Source organism: Microbacterium sp. 22296 (assembly GCF_052045385.1).
Taxonomy (GTDB): domain Bacteria; phylum Actinomycetota; class Actinomycetes; order Actinomycetales; family Microbacteriaceae; genus Microbacterium.
Genome location: NZ_JBQEOS010000001.1, coordinates 172526 through 189271 on the forward strand (window position 1 = coordinate 172526; position 16746 = coordinate 189271).

Sequence of the window (16746 nt, forward strand, 5' to 3'; positions counted from 1 at the left end):
AGGTGACCCACAGCATCCGTGGTCATCGTAGAAGCGCCTGGAAGAAGGAGCATCCCATGAACGACACCACGGACAACCGTCCCGACGGTAACGACCACAGCAACAGCGACGAGCCTTCGCCTCAGCGCGCGACGCCCGCCCCCGCACCGCACACCGCACCGGCCGCGACGTCGCGTCCCGACCTTCCGCCGGTGCCCACACGCTCGCCGGCGGCCGCTGCCGCCGCGTGGCCCCCGCCCGCCGCCGGAACCGCGACCCCTCAGCCCGGTGCACCCGCTCACGGCACGTACGCCTCGGCCCCCTCCGGTGCGCCGACTCCCACCGGCCACGGGTTCGGCCCCGCCGCCACCAACGCGCACCCCACGCTCACGCTGCCCGAGTCGGCATCCACCCCCGCGCGGAAGAAGAGCTCGGCGCCCCGCATCGCCGCGCTCTTGGTCGCCGCAGCCCTCGTGGGTGGCGGTGCGGGCCTCGGCGGCACGTACGCCGGACTCAGTCTCTGGGGCGGCGAGAACGCCTCGAGCGTCTCCGGTCCTACGGCCATCACCGTCAACGACCCGCAGGACGTCAACGCCACCGCGGCGGTCGCCACGAAGGTCGTCCCGAGCGTCGTCACCATCAGCGCCACCGGCTCGCAGTCCGGCGGCACCGGATCGGGCGTCGTCCTCACCGCCGACGGATACGTGCTCACCAACACCCACGTCGTCACCCTCGACGGACAGACCGGCAACGCCACCATCTCGGTGACCACCTCCGACGGCAAGGTGTACGCCGCGACCGTCGTCGGCACCGATCCCACCTACGACCTCGCCGTCATCAAGCTGCAGAACGTGTCGGACCTCACGCCCATCGAGTTCGGCGACTCGTCGAAGCTCAACGTCGGCGACGCCACCGTCGCGGTGGGTGCTCCTCTCGACCTGCCGAACACCGTGACCACCGGCATCGTCAGCGCGCTGAACCGGTCGATCCAGGTCGCGTCCTCGGCCGCCCCGAGCGACGGCTCCGATGAGCAGCAGACCGAGCCCGGGCAGGAGAGCCCGTTCCGGTTCGACTTCGGTCAGGGTCAGCAGTCGCAGTCGGCGAGCCAGACCATCAAGATCGCCGTCATCCAGACCGACGCGGCCATCAACCCGGGTAACTCGGGCGGCGCGCTCGTCGACGACGAGGGCAAGCTGATCGGCATCAACGTCGCGATCGCCAGCGCGGGCGGCTCGTCGTCCGGCGGGCAGTCGGGCAACATCGGCGTCGGATTCTCGATTCCCGCCGACATCGCCAAGCGCATCTCGTCGGAGATCATCGAGAACGGCTCCGCCACGCACGGTCTGCTCGGCGCGTCGGTCCAGGATGCCGCCTCCCAGCAGGGGGCGACCACCACCGGCGCTCTCGTGGCCGAGGCCGTCAGCGGCGGTGCGGCGCAGGCGGCGGGCCTGACGAAGGGCGATGTCATCACCGAGTTCAACGGCATCCCGGTGACCAACTCCATCGACCTCACCGCCCAGGTGCGCGCGCTCGCCGCCGGTGCCGAGGCCCAGGTCACCTACCTCCGGGGCGGCCAGGAGCGGACAGCCGAGGTGACCCTCGGCTCCATGCCCACCAGCTGACCCCCGCCTTCACGGGCACGACGCCACCCCGCGACGCGACGTCGCGGGGTGGCGTCGTTGAGCGCGGCGCGTGACCGTCCCGTGCGGGCTGACGGGGCCGCGTCGCGAAGACCTCCGCGCGGGCCGTCAGTCGAGCGGTGCGAGCCGGCCGATGGCGGCGAGCGGGATGCCGATCCAGTCGGGACGATTGCGGGTCTCGTAGATCGCCTCGTACACCGCCTTGTCCAGTTCGAACGCGGCGAGCAGCGGGTCGTCGTCGGTGCGTACAGCTCCCGCGGTGTCGGCGTAGCCGGCGAGGAAGGCCTGCTGTGCGGCGATGACCCACGCGCGCACCGCGTCACCGTCGTCGTCTGCGACCGCGCCCGAGACGTAGTCGAACGAGCGCAGCATGCCGGCGACGTCGCGTACGGCCACGTCGGGCAGCAGGCGCTCCTCGATCGGCCGAAGGGGTTCGCCCTCGAAGTCGAGGAGCACCCATCCGTTCGACGGGGTGTGCAGCACCTGTCCGAGGTGCAGGTCGCCGTGCACGCGCTGCAGGGCCGGCCACGGGGCGCGCGCGGCGGCGGCGTACACCGCACGGATGCGATCGGCGTACGGGGCCAGCGCGGGCACCTCGGCGAGGGCGATGGCGAGCCGTCGCTCCCACGCACCGACCACGGCGGCGCGGTCGGCCTCGTCTGGCTCGCGCGTGGGGAACTGCGCGGCGAGGGCGACGTGCATGCCCGCGACGCTCGCGCCGAGGGCATGCGCACGCTCGGCGAAGTCGTCGCCCGCGGCAGCGGCATCCAGTGCGACCCGCCACGCGTCCTCGACGCCCTCGAAGAACTCCTGCGCGAACGCGAGGGAGCCGCTGACCGGTACGCCCTCGGGCGTCATCCACGATCCGCGGATCTCGCCGATCGCCGCCGGGACGAACGCGGCGCCTCCGGCCGCCAGAGCCGACTGCAGCTCGACATCGGGGTTGATGCCGGGGTTCACCTGGCGGAAGAGCTTGCAGATGACGGGGACGCCGTCGGCACCCTCGTCGGGGCGGAAGATCAGGGACGTGTTCGACTGTTCGCCGCTCAGCACCTTCGCGGTCGCGTGAGCGGCCGGCGCCTTGCCGTCGGGCATGGCGAGGGCGAAACCGATGAAGCCGTCTCCGGGCACGCCGATCTCGCCGCCGGCGGTCACCCAGGAGTAGAGCTGCTCGGTGAATCCGGCGTCGGTCGTGGCATCCGTCCACACCTGGCCTTCTCCCGACGCGCCGATGAGGCTGCCGGGCGGCACCGAGCCCTCCGCGCGGATCGCGACGGGGACCTGGTAGACGATGGCGGGGTGCACGGCTTCGTCGCGCACGAGCAGCAGCCGGACGTCGTCGTCGAGAGGCCAGTCGGCGACGACGGTGAGCCGCGGGTCGCGGCCTTTCGTGCCGTACCAGCGCTGACGCGGCATCCAGACAGCGAGGAGCTCGAGAAGGTCACCCATGCGGCGAGGCTAACGCGCGACCGGGTCGGCCGTGCAGGACTTGCGCGCGGGGTGCTCTCGATGACAAGGGGTCAGTCGACTTCGGGTGCGGCCCCGGCATCGCGTCGACCGCGATGGGGCATCGCCTTCCGCGCCGCAGAACCGGTGCGTCGCCCTGCCGATCCCACGGCGTCGGCGAGGGCGGAGCCCGCGCGGCGGATGCCGCCCACGGCGCTGCGTTCGAGAGGCTCGCTGCCGTCGCGCGGCTCGAGATCGGCGGGCAGTTCGAGCGGGGGACTCCCGAACGCGCGGCGCGCGTTGACCAGCACCCGCCGGCCGAGGATGTGGTTGCCCGCGCCGCCGACGACGGCGCCGACCCCGAAGGGCAGCGCCTTGCCGAGCCACGACGCTCCGCCGCGGGTGGCGAACTGCCGCACGAACGACGTCTTCAACCGGTCGACGAGGGGACCGATGGCCGCACGCGGGAGGGTCTTGGTGACGAGTTCGCCCCAGTATCCCGAGCGGGTGGTGCCGCGCCCGGCCGCCTGCGCGGCGAGCTGCGAGACGAGGTCGACGCCCTCCTTGCCGAGCATCAGCGCGAGGACCAGCGCCCGCCCGCGGTCGGGGTCTTCGACGGCGACGCCGTGGACCTCCGCGACCGACTGCGCGTAGAGCGCGGTGGCCTCGAGGAACCCGACCGTTTCGACGCCGCTCAACGCGAGGGTGATGCCCGTGCCGATGCCCGGCACGACCGCGGTGGCACCCACGGCCGCTCCGCCCGTGGTCACCGCGGCGAGATAACGGCGCTCGAGGATCTGCAGGATCTGGTCGACGGTGGCATCCGGATGCCGCAGGCGGATGCTGCGCAGGTGCGCCAGCACGACGGGCCGCTGCACCGACAGCACGCGGTCGAGCATACGGATCGTGCGGGGATGCTCGTCCGACCCCACGGGTGGGAGACCGCCCGTCCACGGGGCGTCGCGGGGGAGGGAGTGGATGCGGTGCACCTTCTCGGCCATGACCTCATCCTCTCCCGGTCGGCTCGACTTGCGCTGTGACGCGACGGTGGGGCGCGGATTCGCCGTGAAACGTGTCGGCCCGCAGTGTCTGTTCGGTATCGCCGCGCCGGGGATCGCCCAGGGGGCGTCGACGCACGCGGGAACGGCGTCGGCAAGAGGAAGGGCGGTGTCGGAGGTGCTTGGTAGTTTGGTGCGATGACAGCGTCGCTGCCGGAACCCCGAGACTCGTCCCCCTCTGACACCGAGGGCGTCGCGGCGAGCGTCGAACCCGCGACCCGTCAGACCCCCTCGACGCCGCGCACGCCGCGGAGCACGCCCGCGAAGCGTCCGCCGGCCCGCACCCCGGGCGAAGGGGTGTCCGACGCCGACGCGTCGAGCGGCAACGCGGCAGCGAAACCGACGCCGAAGCCGCGCGCCCCCCGCGCTCCGCGGACGGCGGCGGCACGCGCGTCGGGAACGGCTGCGCGCACGCCCGCGACGAAGAAGCCGACGACCGCGCGGACCGCCGCGAAGAAGCCGGCGTCGCCGCGCGCATCCGCCTCTTCGGCCACGACGGCGTCGTCGACCTCCGCGCCGGCGAGCGCCGTGTCCGCCGCCGCCGGCGACGAGGTGAATGCCGATGCGGCCATCGTCCCCGAGGCCGCGTCGGCCGAAGCCGTCGACGCGCGTGTCACGGCGGACGGGTCCGCGTCTCCGGAGGATGCCGCGAGCACCCCGACGGAGCACGACGACCCCGCGTCTCCGGATGCCGCCGACACGCCGGTCGAGGTCGTGTCGCTGCCGTCCGAGGAGCCCGCTCCGACGGTCGATTCACCCGCGGGGGAAGCCGATCCGATGAACCCGGATGCAGCAGACCCCGACCTCGCGTCGCCCGAAGGAGCGTCCCCCCTCGCGTTCGACGACATCGTCATTCCTCCGCGGCCCCCGCTTCCCGTCGCGCCTGCGGCCGAGGCGCCGGTGTCCCACGCGATCGACGAGCGCATCGCCCTCGACCCGACGCCGGCAGACGTCGCCGTCGAGGAGCCGGTGATCGCCGATCCGCTCACCGCGGAGCCGTCCGCCGACGAACGGTCGACGGCGCTCGAGGAGACCGCTGCGCAAGACGACCCCGGGCCCCTCGCATCCGATGTCGAGGTGGTCGTCGAAACCCCGCTCGACACGCGTGACGACACCGACGAGCAACCGGCGACGTCCGACGTCCCCGACGACGCGACGCGCGGGGTCGACGAAGCAGCCGCGTCGCATGACGTTCCCGGCGACGGAGCAGCCGACGTGACATCGTCCGACGATCGGCAGGATCCCACCCCGCCCGACGTCCGCGCCGACGACGACGCCCCGGCCGACGAGACCTCCGACGCCCTCGCGCTCGACGCCTCCGACGCGGAGGTCGAGGCACCGAGCACCGTCGCCGCGGCCACCGCCGTCATGGCCACGCACGACGACGCATCGGCCGACTCGGCTCCCGGCGCCGCCGTATCCGCCGACGGTGCCACCGACACGGCGGCATCCACCGATCCGGAGGCCGGTGCCGCGGTCCCCGCGCTCACGCTCCGTCACATCACCAAGACATTCGGTGAGCTGCGCGCCGTCGACGCGATCGACCTGACCGTGCCCGCGGGCTCGTTCTACGGCCTGGTCGGTCCCAATGGCGCTGGCAAGACCACGACCCTGTCGATCATCGCGGGACTGCTCCGCGCCGACGGCGGCGCCGTGACGATCAACGGCGTCGATGCGAAGAAACGGGCGCGCGAAGCCAAGAAGATGATCGGCGTCCTGCCCGATCGCCTCCGCACCTTCGACCGCCTGACGGGTCGCCAGCTGCTGTCGTACTACGGTGCGCTGCGGGGGCTACCGAGTGGCCTCGTCGAGAGCCGCATGGCCGACCTCGCTCGCGCTTTCGACCTCGTCGACGCGCTCGCGCGCCCCGTATCCGACTACTCGGCGGGAATGACGAAGAAGGTCATGCTGGCGGGCGCGATGATCCACTCCCCGCGCCTTCTCGTGCTCGACGAACCGTTCGAGGCCGTCGATCCGGTCTCCAGCGGAGTCATCCTCGACATCCTCCGCACGTACGTCGACCACGGCGGCACCGTGATCCTGTCGAGTCACGGCATGGAGCTCGTGGAGCGGGTCTGTTCCCGCGTCGCGGTCATCGTGTCCGGCCAGGTGCTCGCCGAGGGCACCATCGACGAGGTACGCGGCGAGGGCACACTCGAGCAGCGTTTCCGCGAGCTGTCGGGCGGACTGGGCGACGTGGAGGGCCTCGAGTGGTTGCACACGTTCTCCGCCTGAGACTGGCGATGATGCTGGGCGCCCTGCGGGGCGACCGGCGCGACGTCATCCGGCGGGCGGTCGGCGTGGTCGTTCTCATCGCGGCCACCGTCTTCGCGGCCGTCAGTGCGACGGGCCTCGCGGATGCGGACCGCCTCACCACGACGGTCGTCACCGTCCTGGCCGGTTCCGCGGTCACCCTCGGGTTCGCCGTCGGGCCGCCCATCACGGCGTCCATCGACCCCCTCGACCCGCGGCGGTTCGCCGTCGTCGGTCCCGAACCGCGACCGCTCGCCGGAGCCCTGCTGCTTGCCGGATTCCTCAGCGTGCCCGTCCTCGTGACGCTCGCGCTGGGCATCAGCCTCGCCATGGCGTGGGGCGCGCACGGCGCCTCGGCGGTGGCGGGCGCGGCATCCGTCGTCCTGGGGCTCACGACCTGCGTGCTGTTCGCCCGCGTCAGCATGGCCCTCGGGGCGCTCGTGCAGCGGCCCCGCCAGTCCCGCGAACTGATGAGCGTGTACCTCGTCGCCGTGCTCGTCGTCGTCGTGCCGATCGGGGTGTTCCTCGGATCGCTGGAGTGGCGCGGCGCGGTGCCGTCGCAGTTGGCGTCGGCGGCCGAGATCCTGTCGTGGACGCCCGTCGGGGCCGCGTGGGCCATCGGCCTCGCACCGACGACCGGTGCGGCCGTCGGCAGCCTCGTCGTCGCCCTCGCGACCGTTGCGCTGCTCGCCCTGGCATGGTTCGCCCTGGTCGAGGTGCTGCTCACCACGACGCGTCGCCCGGTCGCGGTGCGCGAGCGCGGCGGACTCGGGTGGTTCGCCCTTCTTCCGGGCACGCCGGGGGGAGCCGTCGCCGCGCGAAGCCTGTCGTACTGGCTGCGCGACCGGCGTTACCTCGTCAATGTCGTGATCGTGCCGATCGCGGCCGTCGTCTCGACGGTGCCGCTGCTCGTCGCGGGCGTGCCGTTCGAGCTGGCGGTGCTGCTGCCGGTGCCGATCATGGCGCTGTTCTTCGGCTGGCTGCCGCACAACGACCTCGCGTACGACTCCACGGCCCTGTGGATGCACATCGCCAGCGGTGTGCGCGGCATCCCCGATCGCCTGGGGCGCCTCGTGCCCATCCTGCTCATCGGCATCCCGGTCCTGGCCGTGAGCCTTCCGCTCGCGATCGTCGCGCATGGTCGCTGGGCGATCTTTCCGGCCATGGTCGGCGTCTGCGCGGCGTTGTTCCTCGGCGGTCTGGGGCTGTCGAGCGTGTCATCGGTGCTGGCGCCGTACGCGGTGTCGCGGCCGGGCGACAGCCCCTTCCAACAGCCGCAGCGCACGGGCTCGGGCGGGGTCCTCGCGCAGGGCCTCGTCATGCTCGGGGCGGTGCTCACCGCCCTGCCCGCGGGCTGGCTGACATGGCAGGCGATCAACGGCACGGCCATCGATGCGATGTTCGCGCTCTGGGTCGGCGTGGGGGCCGGTGCGGTCGTGATGATCGTGGGAATCGTGCTGGGCGCGGTGGTCTACGAGCACCGGGCGACGCAGCTCATGGAGTTCGCCGAAGCGACCTGAGTCGAACCCGTCGGACCGCCCGGCGCGGTCCGCGGCTACACTGGCTCTCCATGAGCACGCCTCTCGACAGTCCTGACAGCGGGGGTCTCGCGACCCTGGATCGAGAGCTCGAAGAGCTCATCCGCGAAGAGAACATCGAGCCCGGCGACCACGAGCGCTTCTCGCATTACGTCAAGAAAGACAAGATCCTCGAGTCCGCGATCACCGGCAAACCCGTCCGCGCGCTCTGCGGCAAGAAGTGGACGCCGGGTCGCGATCCCGAGAAGTTCCCCGTCTGCCCGCAGTGCAAAGAGATCTACGAGTCGCTCGTCAAATAACCGTCGGTTCGTTCGATCGGTGCGGGTCGTCCGTCAGTGCGTCTCGCGGTACTCGGTCGGCAGGGCCGGCTCGGACTTGCTCAGTGCCAGCGCCCGCACGGGCAGTTCCTCTCGCACGCGAGCATGGTGTGCGCGCGCGGCGTCGACGCCCGCCGGGCCGAGGGCAGCGGCATCCGCTTCTCCGTCGCGCATGAGCGTGATCTGCAGGGGACGGGCGTCGGGGTGCTCGGCGGCGGTGGACAGCTCTTCGAAACCGTCACTCACCATGACGAGCTCTCCGGTCGCGGTGCCCCCGTCGAGGGTGCGGAACGCGGCCTTGCGGCCCCCGTGCGAGGCCTTCTGCGTGGAGGCCTTGGCGACGCCCACCCATGATCCATCGGCCGCTTCGCGGGCGACGAGCTTGAACACCAGGCCCGCGGTGGGAACGCCCGAGCCGGTCGCCACCGACGTGCCGACGCCGTAGGAGTCGACGGGGGATGCCGCGAGGGCGGCCAGCGCGTACTCGTCGAGGTCGCTGGTGACGGTGATGCGCGTACCCGTCGCGCCGAGCTCGTCGAGGAGCGCGCGCACCTCGCCCGCGACGATGGGCAGGTCGCCCGAGTCGATGCGCACGCCGCCCAGGTCGGTCCCGGCGACGCGGACGGCGGTGCGCACGCCCTCGGCGATGTCGTACGTGTCGACGAGAAGGGTGGTGCCGCTGCCGAGCGCGGCGACCTGCGAACGGAACGCGTCTTCTTCGCTGTCGTGCAGCAGCGTCCATGCGTGGGCGGCGGTGCCCATCGTCGGAACGCCCCAGCGGCGCCCCGCTTCGAGGTTGCTGGTGGCCGAGAAGCCCACGATGTAGGCGGCGCGGGCGGCGGCGACGGCCGCCTCCTCGCTCGCGCGACGAGAGCCCATCTCGGCGAGCGGTCGGTCGCCGGCGGCGACGCTCATGCGCGCGGCGGCGGTGGCCACGGCGGAGTCGTAGTTCAGGACGCTGAGCGCGAGCGTCTCCAGCAGCACGGCCTCCGCGAAGGTCCCCTCCACGGTGAGCAGGGGGGAACCGGGGAAGTACACCTCGCCCTCGCGGTAGCCGGTCACCGAACCGGTGAAGCGGTAGTCGGCGAGGAAGTCGAGGGTCGTGGCATCAACCACCCTCGCATCGCGCAGGTATCGCAGCTCGTCGTCGCCGAACCGGAAGTCGCGGATGGCCTCGAGCAGCCGGCCGGTGCCGGCGACGACCCCGAAGCGGCGTCCGCCCGAGAGCCGGCGCCCGAACACCTCGAACACGCAGCGGCGCGAGGCCGTGCCGTCGCGAAGCGCCGCGTCGAGCATCGTGAGTTCGTAGCGGTCGGTGTGCAGAGCCGTGCTGCGCGTCATCGCGCCAGCCTATTGCGGCCGGTTCGCCGTGGTCGGGTCGCCCGCCGCCCCTTGACGCGCGCCTGTGCCGCGACACAACGCAGGAGATCCGGGGGGCACACCGCGTGAATGCGCGGTCGGCGGACGGCGGGACGCCCGTTCTCCTGCGTTGTGTCCGCCGCACCGCCGCCCCGCCCCGCCGCCGGCCCCCTACGTGAGACGCCTCACCGTCGGCCGCCCCGCCCGCCCCGCCCCGCCGCCGGCCCCCTGCGTGAGACGCCTCACCGTCGGGCGCCCCGCCCGCCCCGCCCCGCCGCCGGCCCCCTGCGTGAGACGCCTCACCGCCGGGCGCCCCGCCCCGCCCCGCCGCCGGCCCCCTGCGTGAGACGCCTCACCGTCGGGCGCACCCCCGCCCGATAGGCTGGCGGTCTATGGACGACGCACCGATCGGGATCTTCGACTCGGGAGTCGGCGGTCTCACCGTCGCCCGGGCCGTGTCGGCGCAGCTGCCGCGCGAGTCGATCCTCTACATCGGCGACACCGCCCGCTCGCCCTACGGTCCGAAGCCCATCGCCGATGTCCGCCGATATGCCCTCGAGGTGCTCGACACGCTCGTCGAGCAGGGCGTGAAGATGCTGGTGATCGCCTGCAACACCGCCTCGGCCGCGATGCTCCGCGACGCGCGCGAGCGCTACGACGTGCCCGTCGTCGAGGTCATCGGCCCCGCGGTGCGCACCGCGATGTCGACGACCCGCAACGGTCGCATCGGTGTGATCGGCACCGCCGGCACCATCGGCTCGCGCGCCTACCAGGACATGCTCGAGGTCAACGAGCGTCTCACCGTGTTCGCCGAGGCGTGTCCGCGCTTCGTCGAGTTCGTCGAGGCCGGGGTGACCGACTCGCCCGAGGTCCTCGCCACCGCCGAGCTGTACCTCGCCCCGCTCCGCCACGCCGGCGTCGACACCCTCGTGTTGGGCTGCACCCACTATCCGTTCCTCGAGGGCGCCATCAGCTACGTGATGGGCCCCGACGTGAGCCTCGTCTCCAGCGACAGCGAGACCGCGAAAGACGTCTTCCGTCAGCTCGTCTCGCGTGACCTCCTGGCGAGTGCGGATGCCGTACCGAACCACCGCTACGAGGCCACCGGCTCCTCGGCCGACGACTTCCTGCGCCTGGCGCACCGCCTCATGGGCCGCGAGGTGCGCGAGGTTCAGCTCGTGCAGACCGGCGCCATCGACCTGCCGCGCTGAGGCGCGGCATCCGTTCCCGTTCCTCTGGAGGATCCATGACCCGCAAAGACGGCCGCACCGCCGATCAGCTCCGTCCCGTGACCATCGAACGCGGGTGGTCGGCGCACGCCGAGGGCTCCGCACTCATCACGTTCGGCGGCACCAAGGTGCTGTGCACCGCGTCGTTCACCAACGGCGTGCCCCGCTGGCTGAGCGGCAAGGGCAAGGGCTGGGTCACCGCCGAGTACGCGATGCTGCCGCGCGCGACGAACAGCCGCAACGACCGCGAGAGCATCAAGGGCAAGGTCGGCGGGCGCACGCACGAGATCTCGCGACTGGTCGGCCGGGCCCTTCGTGCCGTGGTCGACACCAAGGCGCTGGGGGAGAACACCATCGTCATCGACTGCGATGTGCTGCAGGCCGACGGCGGCACGCGCACCGCGGCCATCACGGGCGCTTATGTCGCCCTGGCGGATGCCATCGCCTGGGGCCGCGAGAAGAAGTTCATCGGCCAGCGTTCCGAGGTGCTGCGCGACTCGGTCGCCGCGGTGTCGGTGGGCATCGTCGACGGCGAGCCGCTGCTCGACCTCGCCTACGTCGAGGACGTGCGCGCCGAGACCGACATGAACGTCGTCGTCACCGGTCGCGGCCTGTTCGTCGAGGTGCAGGGCACCGCCGAGGGCGCACCCTTCGACAAGGCCGAGCTCGATCGCCTGCTCGAGCTGGGCGTGAACGGCTGCGCCGAGCTGCGCGGCATCCAGACCGCGGCTCTCGAGGGCTGAGATGGCGCGCGTCGTCCTCGCCACGCACAACCCGCACAAGGTCGAGGAGTTCCAGGCGATCGTCGCGGAGGTCCGCCCCGACCTCGAGGTCGTCGGCTACGACGGACCCGAGCCGGTCGAAGACGGCGTGACCTTCGCCGAGAACGCGCTCATCAAAGCGCGCGCAGCGGCGGCGCACACGGGACTCCCGGCCCTGGCCGACGACTCCGGCGTCGCGGTCGACGTGCTGGGCGGTTCGCCCGGGGTGTTCTCGGCGTACTGGGCGGGGCACAAGAAGGACGCGACGGCCAACCTCGAACTGCTGCTCGACCAGCTGTCCGACGTGGCGGACCCGCACCGCACGGCGCAATTCGTGTCGGTGATCGCCCTGGTGCGCTCCGACGGCGACGAGCAGACGGTCGAGGGCCGCTGGCCCGGACGCCTGGCGATGACACCCGCGGGGCCGGGTGGTTTCGGGTATGACCCGATCTTCGTGCCCGACGGTCAGCCCGAGGGCGCGGAGCGCACCGTCGGCGAATGGACCGCTGCGGAGAAGAACGCCGCATCGCACCGCGCCCGGGCGTTCGTTCGACTCTCGCCCCTTCTCGCGTCACTCTGAGCGTGTAAACCCGTGAGGTGACCGCAATGCCCACGGTGTCGATCGTCGTGCCCGCCTACAACGAAGAGGCGGTGATCGAGCGGTGCCTGCGCGCGATCGTCCGTCAGAGCGTCCCGGCGTCGGAGGTGCTCGTCGTCGACAACCGCTCGGCCGACGGCACGCGCGAGGCGGTGCAGCGCGTCATCGACGAACACCCGAGGGCCGGCATCCGTTTGCTGCGGCAAGACCGCAGGCAGGGGCTCGTCCCCACCCGCAACCTGGGAATGGATGCCGCCACGGGCGAGGTGCTCGGACGAATCGACGCCGACACCGTTCTGAAGCCCGACTGGGTGGCGCAGGTCTCGCGCGTCTTCGCGGACGGCGTTATGGATGCCGTGTCGGGACCGGTGGAGTACTACGACCTGCCGCTGCGTACGATCGGCCAGCAGATCGACGACCGGTTGCGCCGGCTGCAGGTGCGCTTGGCGGGGGACTTCGTCTTCCTGTTCGGCAGCAACATGGCCGTGCGTGCCGACGCGTGGCGGGACGTGCGCGAGTTCCTGTGCGACGACGAGGCCGACGTCATGCACGAAGACCTCGACATCGCCATCCATCTGGCCCTCGGCGGGCGCCGCATCGCCTATTGCTCCGACATGGTCGCGGGCATGTCGGCACGGCGTCTCGACGACCGCCCGCGCGACTTCCGACGCTACGTCGACCGCTTCGAGAACACCTACGCCGCGCACGACATCCGCGACGTGCGACTCCGGGCCCCGATGGCGGTGTTCCTGGGCGTGTACCCGGCGTTGCACGTTCACCGGCGCGTGCAGGCGCAGTGGAGAGCGCTGCGCAGCTGAGGCGCCCCCGCCCGCTGGCGCGGGAGGCGGGTGTCGTCATCGCTGCGGGCTCATCACGGCGTGGTGCTCAGGGCGTGCCGGCACGTGTCGCCTCCTCGTCCGCCCCGGGCTGCGCGTCCATCACGGGAGGCTGAGGGCGGTTCTCATTCCCGACTGCCGCGCAAACGAGCACCATGTCGGGGGTCGGATCTAGCCTTGTCCCATGCACGACCACGCGCCCACCGGCGGCATCCGCGATGCCGGTCACGCGCGCCTGCTCACGATCGCCCTCGCCGTGACCGCCACGGTGATGGTGGTGCAGATCGTCGGGGCGGTCCTGTCGGGATCGCTGGCGCTCCTCGCCGACGCCGCGCACATGTTCACCGACGCCGCGGCCCTGGTGGTCGCCCTCGTCGCCACCTCGATCGCCGCACGTCCGGCCGACGACCGCCGGACGTACGGCTACCAGCGCGCCGAGGTGCTCGGGGCCCTGGTCAACGGCGTCATCCTGATCGTCCTGTGCGCGTGGGTGGGGGTCGAGGCGGTGCAGCGCCTACTGGCACCGGCCGAGGCGGAGGTGCAGGGCGGGCTCATGCTCGTCGTCGCCGTCGTCGGCATGATCGCCAACGCCGTGTCGATGTGGCTGCTCGGGCGGGCGCAGAAGCGCAGCATCAACGTGCGCGGCGCGTACCTCGAGGTGCTGGGCGATCTCGTCGGGTCGGTGGCGGTGATCCTCGCCGCGGCCGTCATCTTGACCACCGGGTTCGTGCAGGCCGATGCCCTCGCCTCACTGTTCATCGCGGTGCTCATCGTGCCGCGGGCGATCGGGCTGCTGCGGGAGGTCGTGGTGGTGCTGACCGAGTCGGCGCCGGTGGGAGTGCACGTCGCCGAGATCCGCGACCACCTGCGCGGGGCCGACGGCGTGGTCGACGTGCACGACGTGCACGTGTGGCAGCTCACGCGTGGAGCGCCGGTGTTCAGCGCCCACGTCATCGTCGACGACGCCGCGTTCGCGGATGGTCGGGCTGCCGGCATCCTGGCTTCGCTGCAGGAGTGCCTGGCCGATCATTTCGACGTGGAGCACTCGACCTTCCAACTCGAGACCGCCGGCCACGTCGAGCACGACTCGCGGCACGCCTAGCCCGTCCGCCGGGGGTCGCACGCTGCAGTGGTCTCGCCGCGCCCGGTGGCGTCGACCGGCTCAGCCACCGTTCGCAGTCTTCCGGAGTCAGTCGAAGGGAACAGTCGCGTCAGTCCTCGCGAACCACGTCGCGCGGGTCCTTGTCGGGCCGCAGCCCCCGCCACCGAGCCTGACGCAGGATGCCGCCCGGGCTGAACTCCGCGAACTCCACCTCTGCCACGAGCTCGGGCCGCACCCAGAGTGCGTTTCGGGCGTCGGCAGCCGGTACCCCGACGAACGGATCGACGTCGGTGCGAAGGGGGTCGAGCAGGGCGGCGAGGCGCGCGAGGGTCTGCTCGCCGAAGCCCGAGCCGACACGCCCGGCGTACTGCAGCCCGTCCTTCGACGGCACCCCGACCAGCAGCGACCCGATCGTGCCCGCGCGGTTGCCCTTACCCGGTCGGATGCCGCCGACCACGACCTCCTGCGTGCGCGAGTGCTTCACCTTCAACCAGTGCTCCGAGCGCGTACCCCGCCGATACGTCGACGCGGGGTCTTTGACGACGACTCCCTCGAGCCCGAACCGTCCGCTGGTGGCGACCGCGGCATCCACGTCGTCGAACACGGGCGGCAGCACCACCGGCGCTCCGGCACCGGCGGCGAGCTGCTCGAGGAGCTTCCGTCGCTCCGCGAGGGGAAGGGATGCCACGTCGTGCCCCTCGAGCGACAACACGTCGAAGAGGTAGAACTGCACCGGCGTCCGCCGGGCTTCGTTCGCGATCTCGCGCGGTCGGGCGAGGTTCATGCGCTTCTGCAGGAGCGGGAAACTGGGTCGTCCCTGAGCGTCGAGCGCGACGATCTCGCCGTCGACGACCGCGCGCCGTGCCCCGAGAGCCAGGTCGACCGCGGTCAGCTCGGGATAGGTCGGGGTGAGGTCGTTGCCGTTGCGCGATCGCAGGCGCAGGCGCTCGCCGTCCCAGACGCCCAGTCCCCGGATGCCGTCCCATTTCATCTCCACCCACGGTGCCCCCCAGCGCGCGGCGGCGGCGCGGGCGAGACCAGGCGTCGATGCGGTGGCCAGCATGGGCTGGAGGTCGGCCGTGGAGGGCTCGGCGTCGGACTCCCGGGTGGGGGACGGGCCCGCAGCCGGTCCCGGAACGGCTGCCTGGGCGGGTGCCGCGTCCCGATCGCGACCGGCGGTGTCGCCGTGCTCCAGGGCCACCACGGGCGCCCCGTCGTTCTGCGCCCGGCCCTCGGCATCCGTCTTCATACGATGCAGCAGCCACTGCGACTTCTCGCCATGCCCCTCGGTGCGGATCAGGGCGAGGCGCACACGTCCGAGCGGACCGTCGTCCTGCCCGGCGAGGGTGGCGATCACCTCGTCGTCACGCCACTTCTCGAGCTCATACGTGCCGGTGTCCCAGACGGTCATGATGCCCGCGCCGTACTCGCCGCGGGGGATCTCTCCGGCGAAGTCGAGGTACGACATCGGGTGATCCTCGGTCATGACGGCGAGGCTGTTCTTCGCCGTGGTCGGCGGGACGCCCCGGGGGACCGCCCAGCTCACCAAGACGCCGTCGTGCTCCAGCCGCAGATCCCAGTGCAGGCGGCTCGCGTGGTGCTCCTGGATGACGAATCGGGGGAGACCCTCGGGTGGGGCATCGCCGTGCGGCGCGTCGGGAACGGGTTCGGGCGTCCTGCCCGCGACCCGCTTGGAGAGGTAGGCGCGCAGCGGCCCCGCGTCGCGCTCGAGCGGCGCGAGGGGATCTCCGATGCGGGAGAGCACCTCGTCGAACAGTAGATGGCCGAGCCCGGGATCGTCGAGCTCGTCCCACGTGCGGGGCGCGGCGACCGTCGGGCGTGAGCGTCCTCGCAGCGAATACGGTGCGATGGTCGTCTTGGAGCCGTTGTTCTGGCTCCAGTCGATGAAGACCTTGCCGGGGCGCGCCGATCTCGACATCTGACTGACCACCAGGTCGGGGTGGTCGGCCTCGATCGCCCGGGCGAGCTCTTTCGCGATCGCGCTGGCCGCGTCGCTCGAGGAGCGGCCGTCGAGGTGGGCGTACAGGTGGATCCCCTTGCTGCCGCTCGTGACCGGCAGGGGGTCGAGACCGATGTCCCGCAGGATCGCCCGCGCCCAGCGGGCGACCTCGGCGCACTCGGCCAGACCGACACCGGGCCCGGGATCGAGGTCGAGCACCAGACGATCGGGGTTCTGCCGCTCGCCGTCGGGGGAGAACCGCCATTGCGGCACGTGCAGCTCGAGGCTGGCGACCTGTGCGAGGTAGACGAGGGTCGGCAGGTCGTCGACGAGCGGGTAGTCCTTGGAGCCGGACGAGTGGTCGATCGGGAACCGGCGCACCCACGCGGGCGCTCCCGGTTCGAGGGCCTTCGCGAAGAATGGCTCGGCCGGGTCGGAGTCGGTGCCGACCCCGTCAGGCCAGCGCTTGCGGGTGACCGGGCGCCCGGCGACGTGGGGGAGCAGGCGCGGCGCGATGCGCGAGTAGTAGTCGATGACCTCGCCCTTGGTGGTCCCCGTCTCGGGGTAGAGCACTTTGTCGAGGTTCGAGAGGCGCAGCCGGCGCCCGCCGATCCGCACCGTCTGCTCCACCATCGACCCAGCGTAGGGCGGGAACGGCTCCGGATGCCGA

General features: G+C 72.0%; 14 protein-coding genes. 9 read left to right on the top strand and 5 right to left on the bottom strand.

Annotated elements, in window-relative coordinates:
- Positions 1 to 56 precede the first annotated feature (56 nt).
- Positions 57 to 1601, top strand: coding sequence for a trypsin-like peptidase domain-containing protein (locus ACTJJP_RS00815; protein ID WP_440773170.1), 1545 nt, complete (start codon positions 57 to 59; stop codon positions 1599 to 1601).
- A 126-nt stretch (positions 1602 to 1727) separates the two neighbouring features.
- Here the strand turns inward: ACTJJP_RS00815 and ACTJJP_RS00820 are convergent, their stop codons facing one another.
- The 3 genes from ACTJJP_RS00820 to ACTJJP_RS00830 form a co-directional block, all read right to left on the bottom strand.
- Positions 1728 to 3068: a maltokinase N-terminal cap-like domain-containing protein gene (locus tag ACTJJP_RS00820; RefSeq protein ID WP_440773171.1), complete on the bottom strand. Its 1341-nt coding sequence runs from the start codon at positions 3066 to 3068 to the stop codon at positions 1728 to 1730.
- Positions 3069 to 3139: 71 nt separating this feature from the next.
- Entirely contained in the window at positions 3140 to 4066 is a 927-nt protein-coding gene (locus ACTJJP_RS00825) for a hypothetical protein (RefSeq protein ID WP_440773172.1), read from the bottom strand.
- Positions 4067 to 4344: 278 nt separating this feature from the next.
- Positions 4345 to 4695, bottom strand: a complete 351-nt coding sequence (locus tag ACTJJP_RS00830; RefSeq protein ID WP_440773173.1) for a hypothetical protein — start codon at positions 4693 to 4695, stop codon at positions 4345 to 4347.
- Here ACTJJP_RS00830 and ACTJJP_RS00835 point away from each other — a divergent pair.
- The 3 genes from ACTJJP_RS00835 to ACTJJP_RS00845 are packed head-to-tail and all read left to right on the top strand — an operon-like array spanning position 4652 to position 8213.
- Positions 4652 to 6358: an ATP-binding cassette domain-containing protein gene (locus tag ACTJJP_RS00835; RefSeq protein ID WP_440773174.1), complete on the top strand. Its 1707-nt coding sequence runs from the start codon at positions 4652 to 4654 to the stop codon at positions 6356 to 6358. The genes ACTJJP_RS00830 and ACTJJP_RS00835 overlap by 44 nt on opposite strands.
- Positions 6334 to 7896, top strand: coding sequence for a hypothetical protein (locus ACTJJP_RS00840; RefSeq protein WP_440773175.1), 1563 nt, complete (start codon positions 6334 to 6336; stop codon positions 7894 to 7896). The genes ACTJJP_RS00835 and ACTJJP_RS00840 overlap by 25 nt, the downstream gene beginning before the upstream one ends.
- Before the next feature lie 50 nt (positions 7897 to 7946).
- Positions 7947 to 8213, top strand: coding sequence for a DUF3039 domain-containing protein (locus ACTJJP_RS00845; RefSeq protein ID WP_055953839.1), 267 nt, complete (start codon positions 7947 to 7949; stop codon positions 8211 to 8213).
- 33 nt (positions 8214 to 8246) lie between these two features.
- Here ACTJJP_RS00845 and ACTJJP_RS00850 read toward each other — a convergent pair whose 3' ends face one another.
- Positions 8247 to 9572, bottom strand: coding sequence for a nicotinate phosphoribosyltransferase (locus tag ACTJJP_RS00850; RefSeq protein WP_440773176.1), 1326 nt, complete (start codon positions 9570 to 9572; stop codon positions 8247 to 8249).
- A gap of 410 nt (positions 9573 to 9982) precedes the next feature.
- Here ACTJJP_RS00850 and murI point away from each other — a divergent pair, with 410 nt between their 5' ends.
- The 5 genes from murI to ACTJJP_RS00875 all read left to right on the top strand — a co-directional run bounded on the left by murI (position 9983) and on the right by ACTJJP_RS00875 (position 14116).
- Complete coding sequence (gene murI, locus ACTJJP_RS00855; protein ID WP_440773177.1) at positions 9983 to 10801, top strand: glutamate racemase; 819 nt, start codon at positions 9983 to 9985, stop codon at positions 10799 to 10801.
- Between the two features lie 35 nt (positions 10802 to 10836).
- Positions 10837 to 11562 (top strand): ribonuclease PH, encoded by a 726-nt coding sequence (gene rph / locus ACTJJP_RS00860; protein ID WP_440773178.1) that lies wholly within the window; start codon positions 10837 to 10839, stop codon positions 11560 to 11562.
- A gap of 1 nt (position 11563) precedes the next feature.
- A complete protein-coding gene (gene rdgB, locus ACTJJP_RS00865) occupies positions 11564 to 12160 on the top strand; it encodes an RdgB/HAM1 family non-canonical purine NTP pyrophosphatase (protein ID WP_440773179.1) in 597 nt (198 codons plus the stop codon).
- 26 nt (positions 12161 to 12186) lie between these two features.
- Positions 12187 to 12996 carry a glycosyltransferase gene (locus ACTJJP_RS00870; protein ID WP_440773664.1) on the top strand — a complete coding sequence of 270 codons (810 nt, stop codon included), beginning with the start codon at positions 12187 to 12189 and terminating at the stop codon, positions 12994 to 12996.
- A gap of 202 nt (positions 12997 to 13198) precedes the next feature.
- Positions 13199 to 14116, top strand: coding sequence for a cation diffusion facilitator family transporter (locus ACTJJP_RS00875; protein WP_440773180.1), 918 nt, complete (start codon positions 13199 to 13201; stop codon positions 14114 to 14116).
- Positions 14117 to 14225: 109 nt separating this feature from the next.
- On the opposite strand, the gene ACTJJP_RS00880 is transcribed toward ACTJJP_RS00875, so the two are convergent.
- Entirely contained in the window at positions 14226 to 16709 is a 2484-nt protein-coding gene (locus ACTJJP_RS00880) for an ATP-dependent DNA ligase (protein WP_440773181.1), read from the bottom strand.
- Positions 16710 to 16746 lie beyond the last annotated feature (37 nt).

Coding starts and splice junctions, on each gene's coding strand:
- ACTJJP_RS00815 (WP_440773170.1), top strand. CDS start 57: ATGAACGACACCACGGACAACCGTCCCGACGGTAACGACCACAGCAAC.
- ACTJJP_RS00820 (WP_440773171.1), bottom strand. CDS start 3,068: ATGGGTGACCTTCTCGAGCTCCTCGCTGTCTGGATGCCGCGTCAGCGC.
- ACTJJP_RS00825 (WP_440773172.1), bottom strand. CDS start 4,066: ATGGCCGAGAAGGTGCACCGCATCCACTCCCTCCCCCGCGACGCCCCG.
- ACTJJP_RS00830 (WP_440773173.1), bottom strand. CDS start 4,695: ATGGCCGCATCGGCATTCACCTCGTCGCCGGCGGCGGCGGACACGGCG.
- ACTJJP_RS00845 (WP_055953839.1), top strand. CDS start 7,947: ATGAGCACGCCTCTCGACAGTCCTGACAGCGGGGGTCTCGCGACCCTG.
- ACTJJP_RS00850 (WP_440773176.1), bottom strand. CDS start 9,572: ATGACGCGCAGCACGGCTCTGCACACCGACCGCTACGAACTCACGATG.
- murI (WP_440773177.1), top strand. CDS start 9,983: ATGGACGACGCACCGATCGGGATCTTCGACTCGGGAGTCGGCGGTCTC.
- rph (WP_440773178.1), top strand. CDS start 10,837: ATGACCCGCAAAGACGGCCGCACCGCCGATCAGCTCCGTCCCGTGACC.
- rdgB (WP_440773179.1), top strand. CDS start 11,564: ATGGCGCGCGTCGTCCTCGCCACGCACAACCCGCACAAGGTCGAGGAG.
- ACTJJP_RS00870 (WP_440773664.1), top strand. CDS start 12,187: ATGCCCACGGTGTCGATCGTCGTGCCCGCCTACAACGAAGAGGCGGTG.
- ACTJJP_RS00875 (WP_440773180.1), top strand. CDS start 13,199: ATGCACGACCACGCGCCCACCGGCGGCATCCGCGATGCCGGTCACGCG.
- ACTJJP_RS00880 (WP_440773181.1), bottom strand. CDS start 16,709: ATGGTGGAGCAGACGGTGCGGATCGGCGGGCGCCGGCTGCGCCTCTCG.